Here is a 10,714-nt window from a genome sequence, read left to right as displayed (position 1 = left end):
ACGATGCCACCGAGCCGGGACCGGTGCAGATCGGCTCCGACCCCGAGAAAGTGCCACGCCGCGGCTGGTCAATGATCGGACGCTGGATCGAGCTGGAGATCGTCAATGGACTCGGCCGTGGCAGCCCGTCGCCCCCACTCCTTGAGCACTTCCAGATCCGTGCAGCTGCGGATGCGCGCCCGAACCTCGTCCGACACCTCCACACCACGAGCGGCCAGCACCGTCAAAATCATCTCGGCTTCGCCCTCGACCTTCCCCTCGACCTTCCCCTCGGCCATGCCCTCGGCTTTGCCGCGTCCGTAGTAGTGGCGGGCGAAATCGCTCTGGAACTCGTAGTTCTTCAGCTTCATCCTGGTCTCCAGGTGGCGTCGGACGGCTTCGGGAAGCACCGCTGCGACAAGGTCATGGTAGAGCGCACGGTGATCGGGATCGAGCGCGGCGTAAGCGTCCGGGAGCGCGGCCACCACCTCCATGCCCCCGGGACCGGCACCGTGGGCGAGGGCGGACAGGATGGCGAGCTCCGGAACGCGCGCGGCCTGATCGGGGTCGGTGACGTACGGGACCTCGCGCGGGCCCATGACGAGAGGCGTCAGCGCCATGCCGGGGTGCCCGAGATCCAGCGTTCGGGCGCACCAGGCGGCCGTGCCCTGGTCGGGCGAGACCACCAGCAGGATGACCGGGCACCGCAGGCGGGCGCGTAATCCCATCATGTAGGCGGGCCAGCTGAAGTGCTTGTCGCGGTCACGGTCGAGCTGCACCTCGACGATCACTGCGAACTGCCGCTTCTCCTCCCAGAACTCGATCACGGCGTCCGCGCGGAGTTCGGCTAGGCGGTCATCGGTGATGTTCTCCGACCTCAGGCGGGCATCCCTATACCCCGGAAGCTCGAGACCCAAGGCTCCTTCGAGGACATCGGCGGCGAGTGCCGGACGATGCCGGAACATCTCCGAAAGTGCTTCATGACGGCTGGAGGGCATGCATCGACACTATATGAAGTCAATCGACTACGTATGGTGATTGCGAATGCTGCGGCGGTCACGTGGAGACAGGACGCGCCGAAAACGGGAAATCGCGACAACTTGGACGCGCAGACAGGGCGGCCGCCGCAGTTTCGTGGATGAGTCGGGGCGGCGTGGGGGTGCCGCCCATGCAGTGCGCGGCATCCTGCTGCGGGCGGCCGACTGTGCTCGGATGTGAGTGCGGCCCGCCCGGGGACGCCGGACGGGCCGCACTCACATCAGGAGGGATTTACAGGAGGTGCCGCATGGCCCGCTTGACGAAGTCGTTGCGGGCCTTGGTGGACAGTCCTTCGAGGCCGAAGCCGACGTAGACGGTGTCCTTGGTGACGACGCCGGCGCCTTCCTCGAAGGCACGCTGGCTGCGGGACCAGTCGTTGGCCGCGGGGGACGAGCCCTCGGGCGGGCCGGCGACCGTCCAGCCGCCCAGGTCGGTCTCGAAGGAGGTCTCGGCTATCGTCTCCGAGTCCGCGGTGACCTTGACGTCGTCCACGAACACGCCCAGCCCCTGGGTGGCCCAGTCGCTGACGTAGGTGATGGACACCTCGACCTTCTTGCCGGCGTACGCCGACAGGTCGATCGACCATTCCTGGTAGCCGTTGGACTTACCGGTGGCCGCGTGCCAGGCGCCGGTGGTCCCGGTGGGCGAGCAGTCCTGTCCCTGGTAGTGGTTCAGGTGCGGGTGGAGCGTGCGCCACCCCGAGGCGCAGCTCTGGCCGGTGGCCTGCCGGGTGTGGCCGTTGGCGTCGGGCAGGGTCGTCCAGTCGTCCTGGCCTTCCGTGCGCGCCTCGACGAAGAAGAAGTCCCAGTCGGCCTCCGTCTCGTACGAGGTCTGGAAGGTCAGCGTCCCGCTGCTCTTGCCGGTCAGGTCGATGGTGCGGGTGAGGCGCTTGTACGACACGTCGGCCTGGCCGCTGTAGGCGTACCAGCTGCCGGTGCGCGGGTCGTACGGGGCGCCGCCCGGCCGATCCCACTTGATCGGCGCCTCGGTGGCGAACTGCGGGAACCGGTCCTTCGGCAGGAAGCTGGACGTGCTCAGGAAGGACGCGGTGTGGTCCTGGTTGTTCGCCGAGTCTCCGCCGTTCAGCGTCCCCTGGAACCCGGTGAAGGCCCCGCCGGCGCCCTTGACCGGGTACGGCTTGCCGTCCTGGCCGGTGCCGCCGTCGCTGACGTAGCTGTACGCGCCCAGGTAGTACTGCAGGAAGTCGTTCAACAGCGGCAGGCACGGCGGGTCGGAGAGCTGGGTGCACTCCGGCTGGGCCGGGACGTCGGGTTCGTAGAAGTACGCCCCGTCGGCGCCCTGCGCGAAGCCGGCGTACTTGCCGGTGAACAGCAGCTTGCCGCCCTCGTTGAGGTAGTCGCGGACGCTCAGCTCCAGGTCGAAGGCGAGCTTGGCCGCGGTGCCGGCCGGCTGCCCTTCGGCGCGCGGGATGATGTCGTCGCCGGTCTCCCAGACGACGGCCTTGTAGTGGCTCAGCACGCCCAGGTGGTGCGGCGCCTTGCGGCCGTTCTTGTCGACGTCATAGACGTCGGGGTGGTAGCCGTTGGCCTTCAGGGCCTTGACGTACGCGTCGGCGTACTTGGCCTCCGTCGCGCCCTGCGAGGGGCTGGCGCCGGTGACGTCCTCGGCTGCGAGCACCAGGACGTCGCCGCCGATGTCGTGGGCCACCTTGTAGGTGAACTTCTGGCTGGAGACCTTCGTGTGCTTCTTGCGGGCCTCGAACCAGACCTCCACCCGGTCCCCGGGCTTGGTGCCGCGGACCGTCCCGCGGTACTCGGCGTAGTAGTTGCGGCCCTCATCGCCGTACCGCTCGCCGCCCTTCCACTCGCGGACCGGTGCGGAGCGGGCGCGGCCGCCGTTGACGCGGTAGCGCAGCGTGAGGTTCTTCAGCGAGCGGCGGGCGATGACCGCCACCGGCTGGGTCCTGCCGTGCGAGACGTCGAAGGCGTCCACGACCAGGTCGGGGGTCGTCTTGCCGACGACGGAGACGGGCCGGTCAGGGGTGTGCGCCGACTTCGCCGTGGCGATCGCCAGCGGGAGGTTCTTGGCGAACTCCTGCTGGATGAGCTTCTCGTCGTCCGGGAAGTTGAAGACGCTGGCGCAGTCCTCGGGCTTCCACTGGTCGTTCGGGTCGACGTTGCTGGCCGTCTGGCAGGTCGACATCTCCGGCGTGAACGTCAGCGTCCCGTACCGCTCCGCCATGTGGCCGTCGGTGTCGCCGTTGGTGATGTACAGCTCGGCGCCGAGGTCCGGGTCGTAGCCGGGGACGGCGGGCTTGTCGTCGTCGCCGAGCAGCGCCTGGAAGATCTGGTCGTCCGGGCTGGGCGTCTGCTGCTGCCAGCCGACGCCGTACAGCAGCAGCTCCGCGGCCGAGTGGTAGTTGATCATGTACGTGGGCCGGACCCGCCGGACGAAGGCGTCCTGCGCCTTGGTCTCCGGCTCCGAGCCGGGCGCGGCCCCGCGGTAGGTCTGGCTGTCGGGCGACGGGGACGAGCCCTCGTTGTCGTAACCCCACTTGTAGGGGAAGTTGCGGTTGATGTCGACGCCGTCGGCGGTGGTGAGCTTGCCGTCGCCGTCGTTGTCGCGCGCGTTCTTGCGCCACAACCGGTTGCCGGGCGTGAAGGTCAGGTCGTAGCCGTCGACGTTGATGACGGGGATGAACCACAGGTCCGTGGTGTCGACGAGCTTGGTGATCTCCGGGTTCTTCCCGTAGTTGTCCAGGAAGTAGTGGAGCTGGCGGCGCACGTTCTCCGTCGTGATCCACTCGCGGGCGTGCTGGGTGCCCTGGTAGACCACGGCCGGGCGCGGGCCGCGCATGGGGTAGTGCCGGGCGCCCTTGGTCACCCGGACGGCGGTGATCGGCTTGCCCTGCAGCGAGCGGCCGATGTCGACGGCCTTGGCGATGTGCGGGTGGGCCGCCGCCGTCTTGACGAGCTCCTCGCGGATGTTGCCGGGCCCCGAGTACGGGCGGTACACCGAGCCGTTCTCGGCGAGCGTCCGCGCCCGCTGGCTCGCGGTCTGGCCCTTGATCGTCTTGAGCCGGAGCGGGACGCCCTTGGCGCGCAGCGCCTCGCCCTGCGCCCGGCTCATCGTGACCTCGATCGGGATCTTGCCGCCCGACGGACGGCCGTGCGCGATGTCCTCGTGGTCGAGCCCGAGGGCCTGCAGCTTCCTGAACTGGCCCGCGGTGAGTTCGCCGGTGAAGACTTCGATGGCGTCGCGGTCGCGTGTCCGGTCCGGTGCGGCGGCCGCCGGCGTGGCGACCAGCAGTCCCGCTCCGAGGGACAGCGCGGCGGCCGCGGAGAGTGTTCTGCTCCTCACAGCGCCTCCAGCGAATGGGGGGTTCTCGAGGAGCCCCGCCGGGAGCGCGCGCGGCCCTCCTCGAGCAGCGAGGAGATCGTCATATGAGACGTGTCACATGGTCAATGTGCGAACTTGAGCTTTGTTCACATATGCCAGTTTCGGCGGACGAGATCGTGGAGCCGGTTATGGCCAACGACTGGAAATTCGGCGCGCCATCGGTTCCATGACCGTCGCGGGGGCGGACTCGTCGGTCGTCGACACGGACCGCGGCGACATCCGGCAGCGCCGCCTTCGGGACGGGCCGACAACTGCGGTCCGCCTGGCCTACGACCGTCAGGGCGACTGCTGGGCGATGGCTCGCCCGTGATGCACTGGTCCGACCGCACGACTTCGGCCGCCTCTTTCAGGCGCCCGCCGGACCATGGCGACCTCAACTCGAAGATCACCATCGCCGCCGACGGCAGGGCACCGCCGTGGAGCCCGCGGAGAGTTCTGCGAACCGTGCCGAAGAGGCGTCGTCTCTGGCGAGAAACAACGACGAGGCCCTTGTTCGCGAGCAATCCGCGAACAAGGGCCTCTCCCTAGTAGCGGGGGCAGGATTTGAACCTGCGGCCTCTGGGTTATGAGCCCAGCGAGCTACCGAACTGCTCCACCCCGCGGCGACGCTCTCACTTTAGGGCATCGCGGAAGATCAGCCAAATCGGCGACCGCGCGCGTCGCCCGGCTCGTTCGAACGCGCAGGTCGGGCACGGGTCTCGGGCCCGTGCTCGCCGGGACGCGGTGCCCGAAGCTCAGGACGCCCGGACGCGGGTCAGTTGCAGGTCGGCACCTTGCCCTTGCCGGAGTTGAGGGTGTTGAGGGCCTCGATGGCGCCGTGAAGGGTCTCGGTGCGGACGAGGCGGAGGCCGTCGGGACGCGCCTTCACGGCGTCGGAGCAGTTGTCCGCGGGCGTGAGGAAGACGGTCGCGCCCGCCCGGCGGGCGGCGATCATCTTCTGCTGGATGCCGCCGATGGGGCCGACGCGGCCGTCGGGGCTGATGGTGCCGGTGCCGGCGATGAACTTGCCGCCGGTGAGCGAGCCCGGCGTGAGCTTGTCCACGATCGCCAGCGAGAACATCAGGCCCGCGCTGGGGCCGCCGACGTCGCCGACGCTGATGGTGACCTTGAAGGGGAACTTGAACTGCTCGGACAGCACGATGCCGACGACCGGACGGTCGGGCTCGTCCTCGGCCGCTGTGGTCGCCAGGGTGACCCGCTGCTCGGCGCCCCCGCGCAGGACCGTCACCGTGACCGGGTCGCCGACCTTGCGCTTGCCCATCAGCCGGGTGGCGACGCCGACGCGGCTCACGCGGGTGCCGTCGACGGCGACCAGCTCGTCCCCGGGGCGCAGTTTGCCGTCGGCGGGGCGGCCCTTCTGCACCGACTCGACGACGATCCGGGTGGACACCGGGATCTTCAGCTCGCGCAGCGCGGCGGCCTGGGCGGTCTGCTGCGAGTCGCGCATCTGCCGGGTGTTCTCCTCGTCCACCTGCTTCTGCGACTCGTTGCGCGGGAAGATCGTCTCCTCGGGGACGACCGCGACGTCGCCGTCCAGCCAGCCGCGCAGGGCGGTGAACAGGTCGATGCGGGAGCCCGGGCCGCCGCGGTAGGTGACGGTGGTGAAGTTCAGGTGTCCCGAGTCGGGGTACACCCGGCGGCCCTCGATCTTGACCAGCTCCTCGCCCTTGTCGTTCTCGCCGAGCGTGTTGCTGGTCGGACCGGGCATCAGCGCGACGTACGGCACCGGCAGCAGCGACCCGACCAGCGCCAGCACCATGATCAGCGCGGTGGCGACGGCGAGGGTGACCGCGCGGCGAGACGACATGTGCGGCTCCTTGGCTCCTCGTGTCAAGCGGCCGCCGGAAGGGCGGTCGGATGGTCGTGCGGGCCGTGTCCGGGGAGCGGGCGTCCGGCGGGCGCGGGCGCCGGCGTCGGCCTCCGCCGCCCGGTCAGCAGGCCCCGACCCATTCGTCGCCGCCGTCGGCGAAGGTCTGGTGCTTCCAGATCGGCACCTGGGTCTTGAGGTCGTCGATGAGCCTGCGGCAGGCGTCGAACGCCTCGGCGCGGTGCGCGCAGGACGCGGCCACCACCACGGCCAGGTCGCCGATCTCCAGGTCCCCCACCCGGTGCACGGCGGCCAGCGCCTTGACGGGGAAGTCGGAGGCGACCTTCTCCATCACCGTGCGCAGCTCGCGTTCCACGGTGGGGTGGGCGCTGTAGGCCAGCCGGCTGACCGCGCGGGCGTGGTCGTGGTCGCGGACCGTGCCGACGAACACGGCCGTCCCGCCGGCGGCGGGATCGCGGACGGCGTCGAAGACCTCGCCGACCGACAGCGGAGTGTCGCGGATCGCGGCCAGCCTGATGACGTCGCTCACGTTCCGCAGGTTACCGCTCGCGGGACACGCCCGGTTCGCCTGGAGTGCACCCCGGTTGCGGTCCTGGAGGACGGACGGGGCTCAGGCGGGCTCGGGCTCGTCGGGTTCGAAGGTGGCGATGAGCGCGTCGGCCAGGCCGGGCACCAGGTCGGGGCCGTCCAGGACCTGGTCGTCGGAGTCGTGGCGGCGCAGCCGCAGCGCCGCGTGGCGGCTGCCGTCGCGGAGCACGCCGACCACCATCCGCACGTCCTCGCGGTCGGGGTGCTCGGCGGCCCAGGCGAGGGCCTCCTCCTCGTCCTCGGGGATGTCCTGCTCGGCCTCCTGCGGCAGCACCACCCGTTCGATCACCAGGGCGCAGCCCTCGACCGCCTCCGGCCAGACGATGGCGGCCAGCGACTCCTCCACGGTGCCGCGGTCGGGGAGCGCCTCCTGCTCCAGGGCGGCGAGGGTCTCCACGTCGGGCGCCAGGCCGAGCCGCTCGGCCAGTTCGGGTTCCGCGCGGCGCAGCTCGGAGCTGCGCACGAGCGCGTACAGCTTGGGCGGGGCGTCCCAGCCCTCCTGCGCCGAGTGGCGCTCCAGGTCCAGGACGACTTCTTCGAGAAGACTGCTCACAGGTCCATCTTCCCGTGCCGGCGGCGTGCTCGCTCCCAAAGCCCCCGCGTCACGCTACGCGACCATGCATGCGCGGATCGCGTTCCCTCGCGCGTATTAACAAGAAATACCTGTCGTACAAGGTGCGGGAACCGGCGGCCGACTCGATAAGTTGCTTAAACAGCACCGGCAGGTCGCCGGTGGGGACGACACCTTGAACGGAGGGGCCGCCCTTGACGTTCCGGACACCCGGGTTCGGGCGACGGCTCGGCACGGGCCGGACCCGGCTGGTGCTGCCGGTTCTGGTGACGCTGGCCGTGCTGCTGGTCGCGTTCCTGGTCTTCACGTCGGTCTACACCGACCTGCTGTGGTATCGCTCGATCCACTTCTCGAAGGTCTACACGACCCAGCTGTGGGCCAAGATCCTTCTGTTCGTCGGGACCGGCCTGCTGGTCGCGCTGGTGGTCGGCGCCAACATGGTGGTCGCCTACCGGCTGCGCCCGCCGTACCGGCCGCTGTCGGTGGAGCAGCAGGGGCTGGAGCGCTACCGCGCGGTGGTGGACCCGCGGCGGCGGCTCATCACCGGCGTGCTGCTGGGCCTGCTGGGACTGCTGGCGGGGTCCTCGGTGGCCGGCCAGTGGCCGGTCGTGCTGGCGTTCCTCAACCGCACCCCGTTCGGTGTGAAGGACCCGCAGTTCCACCGGGACGTGTCGTTCTACGTCTTCACCTACCCGTTCATCCGGCTGGTGCTGGGCGTGGTGTTCGCCACCGTGATCCTGTCGCTGCTGGCGGCGGTGGCCGTCCACTACCTGTACGGGGGGCTGCGGCTGCAGGGGCCGGGCGACAAGGCCAGCCCGCACGCTCGCGCCCATCTGTCGGTGCTGGTGGGGCTGTTCATCCTGCTGAAGGCGGTGGCGTACTGGTACGACCGGTACGGGCTGGTGCACTCCGAACGCGGCGTGACGACCGGCGCGTCCTACACCGACGTCAACGCGCTGCTGCCGGCCAAGACGATCCTGGCGGTGATCGCGGTGATCTGCGCCGCGATGTTCGTCGGCAACATCGTGCGGCGCGGGATGATGCTGCCCGGCGTCGGCTTCACCCTGCTGGTGCTGTCGGCGATCCTGGTCGGCGGGGTGTACCCGCTGCTCATCCAGCAGTTCCAGGTGCGGCCGGACGAGCAGGCCAAGGAGCGCCAGTTCATCGAGCGCAACATCCGGTTCACCCGCAAGGCGTACGGGGTGGAGCAGGCCCAGGTCGTCCCGTACGGCGGGCGGCCCGAGAGCGACCCCGGCCGGCTGCGCCGGGCGGCCGACGAGCTGAAGGGCGTGCGGCTGCTCGACCCGGCCGTGGTCGGCCCGACGTTCCAGCAGCTGCAGCGGGTCCGGCCGTTCTACCGGTTCCCCGACTCGCTGGACGTCGACCGCTACAAGGTCGGCGACCGGACGGTCGCGGCGGTGGTGGCGCTGCGGGAGCTGTCCCGGGCCCCGGCGGGCCAGCGCAGCTGGGTGAACGACCGGATGGTCTACACCCACGGCTACGGGTTCGTGTCGGCGTACGGCGACCGGTTCGCGCAGGGCGGCGTGCCGGAGTTCCTCACCAAGGACATGCCGGTCAGCACCGCCTCGCAGATCAAGCTGGACCGCCCGGAGATCTACTTCGGCGAGTACTCGCCCCTCTACTCGGTGGTGGGCGGCCGCGGCCAGCAGGAGCTCAACTACCCCGACAACAGCGAGGACGGGCAGGCGAGCACCACCTACGCGGGCAAAGGCGGCGTGCCGATCGACTCGTTCTTCCGCAAGCTGCTGTACGCGACCAAGTTCCAGGAGAAGAACCTGCTCCTGTCCGGGGCGATCAAGGACAACGCCAAGATCCTCTACAACCGGTCGCCGCGGGAGATGGTGCAGCGGGCGGCGCCGTGGCTGACCCTGGACGGCGACCCCTACCCGGCGGTGGTGGGCGGCCGCATCGTCTGGATCGTGGACGGCTACACCACGTCCAACAACTACCCGTACTCCGAGCGGATGAGCCTGGGCGACGCCACCCGCGACACCATCACCGACACCCGGTCGGCGGTGGCGCGGCAGGCGAACGACCAGATCAACTACATGCGCAACTCCATCAAGGCGACGGTGGACGCCTATGACGGCACGGTGACCCTCTACCAGTGGGACACCGAGGACCCCGTCGCCAAGACCTGGATGAAGGTCTTCAAGGGGACGGTGAAGCCGCGCAGCAGCATCCCGCCGGAGCTGGAGAGCCACTTCCGCTACCCGCTGGACCTGTTCAAGGTGCAGCGCCAGGTGCTGGCGAAGTACCACGTGACGGACCCGTCGGCGTTCTACAACGCCGAGGGCTTCTGGGAGGTGCCGGAGGACCCGTCGGCCAGGGGCCGCCGCCAGCCGCCGTACTACCAGAGCCTGCGGATGCCCGGCGGCAGCACCGAGCAGTTCGCGCTGACGACGGTGTTCAACCCGCGCCGCAACCCGAACCTGGCGGCGTTCATGTCGGTGAACTCCGAGCCCGGCCCGGACTACGGCAAGATCACGATCTTGCAGACGCCGCGGACGCCGCCCACCCAGGGCCCCGGCCAGGTGCAGAACTCCTTCGAGACCGACCAGCAGGTCAAGGAGACGCTGAACCGGCTGCGGCTCGGCAACACCCGGACGATCGCCGGCAACCTGCTGACGATCCCGTTCGCGGGCGGGCTGCTGTACGTCGAGCCGATGTACGCGATGGCCGCGGGCGGCGAGGAGCAGCAGCCGTATCCGCTGCTCGGGCAGGTGCTGGTGCGGTTCGGCGACCGGATCGCGTCGGCCGACACCCTCGACGAGGCGCTGGACAAGCTGTTCGGCGAGAGCACCGCGCCCGCCCCGCCGTCCGGCGACCAGCAGGACCGCGGGCAGCAGGACCGCGACCAGCAGGACCCCGACCAGCAGGCCGGTCAGCTCACCGCGGAGGCGCAGCGCGCGATCAACGAGCTGCGGGACGCGGTCGCCGACTTCGAGAAGGCGCAGCGGGAGGGCGACTTCGCCGGGATGGGCGACGCCTGGAAGCGGATCAAGGACGCGCAGAACGCCCTGGCCTCGGTCCAGCGGTCCGCGGGCGCCGGTCCGCAGCCGTCGCCGTCGAGCAGCCCGACGCCGTCGAGCAGCCCGACGCCGTCGGGGAGCCCGTCCCCGTCCGGGTCTCCGCCGCCCGGCGGCTGATCCGCTGAGGACGGCGTCCACACGGGAGAAGGACCGGGCGCGCGCCCTTTCGGGGGCGGCGCCCGGTCCTTTGCGTTCGCGCAGGTCCGCGAGGCCGCTCAGCGGCGGCGGCGCCGGGCGCGGCGGATGGCGGCCGCGGCGCCGATCGCGGCGACGGTGGCGCCCGCGGCGGTCGCCATG

Annotated in this window: 6 protein-coding genes and 1 tRNA gene; 1 reads left to right on the top strand and 6 read right to left on the bottom strand. The window is 70.3% G+C overall.

Annotated elements, in window-relative coordinates; translation table 11 throughout:
* Positions 1 to 68: 68 nt before the first annotated feature.
* The 6 genes from AR3_RS27585 to AR3_RS27560 form a co-directional block, all read right to left on the bottom strand.
* Positions 69 to 977 (bottom strand): hypothetical protein, encoded by a 909-nt coding sequence (locus AR3_RS27585; protein ID WP_083952147.1) that lies wholly within the window; start codon positions 975 to 977, stop codon positions 69 to 71.
* Positions 978 to 1,248: 271 nt separating this feature from the next.
* Entirely contained in the window at positions 1,249 to 4,338 is a 3,090-nt protein-coding gene (locus AR3_RS27580; RefSeq protein ID WP_067918361.1) for a M14 family metallopeptidase, read from the bottom strand.
* A 567-nt stretch (positions 4,339 to 4,905) separates the two neighbouring features.
* Positions 4,906 to 4,979 (bottom strand) — tRNA-Met (locus AR3_RS27575).
* 152 nt (positions 4,980 to 5,131) lie between these two features.
* The gene (locus AR3_RS27570; protein WP_067918359.1) at positions 5,132 to 6,184 is read right to left on the bottom strand and encodes a YlbL family protein; all 1,053 of its coding nucleotides are present in this window, start codon (positions 6,182 to 6,184) and stop codon (positions 5,132 to 5,134) included.
* Between the two features lie 124 nt (positions 6,185 to 6,308).
* Positions 6,309 to 6,734 (bottom strand): molybdenum cofactor biosynthesis protein MoaE, encoded by a 426-nt coding sequence (locus AR3_RS27565; protein ID WP_217998794.1) that lies wholly within the window; start codon positions 6,732 to 6,734, stop codon positions 6,309 to 6,311.
* A gap of 81 nt (positions 6,735 to 6,815) precedes the next feature.
* Positions 6,816 to 7,346 carry a PPA1309 family protein gene (locus AR3_RS27560; RefSeq protein ID WP_067918355.1) on the bottom strand — a complete coding sequence of 177 codons (531 nt, stop codon included), beginning with the start codon at positions 7,344 to 7,346 and terminating at the stop codon, positions 6,816 to 6,818.
* A gap of 212 nt (positions 7,347 to 7,558) precedes the next feature.
* Between AR3_RS27560 and AR3_RS27555 the strand changes: the two genes are divergently transcribed.
* Positions 7,559 to 10,534 carry a UPF0182 family membrane protein gene (locus tag AR3_RS27555; protein WP_067918353.1) on the top strand — a complete coding sequence of 992 codons (2,976 nt, stop codon included), beginning with the start codon at positions 7,559 to 7,561 and terminating at the stop codon, positions 10,532 to 10,534.
* The last annotated feature ends 180 nt before the right edge of the window (positions 10,535 to 10,714 follow it).

It is taken from the genome of Actinomadura rubrobrunea NBRC 15275 (assembly GCF_001552235.1).
GTDB lineage: Bacteria > Actinomycetota > Actinomycetes > Streptosporangiales > Streptosporangiaceae > Spirillospora > Spirillospora viridilutea.
This window is presented reverse-complemented; position numbering and strand designations above follow the sequence as displayed.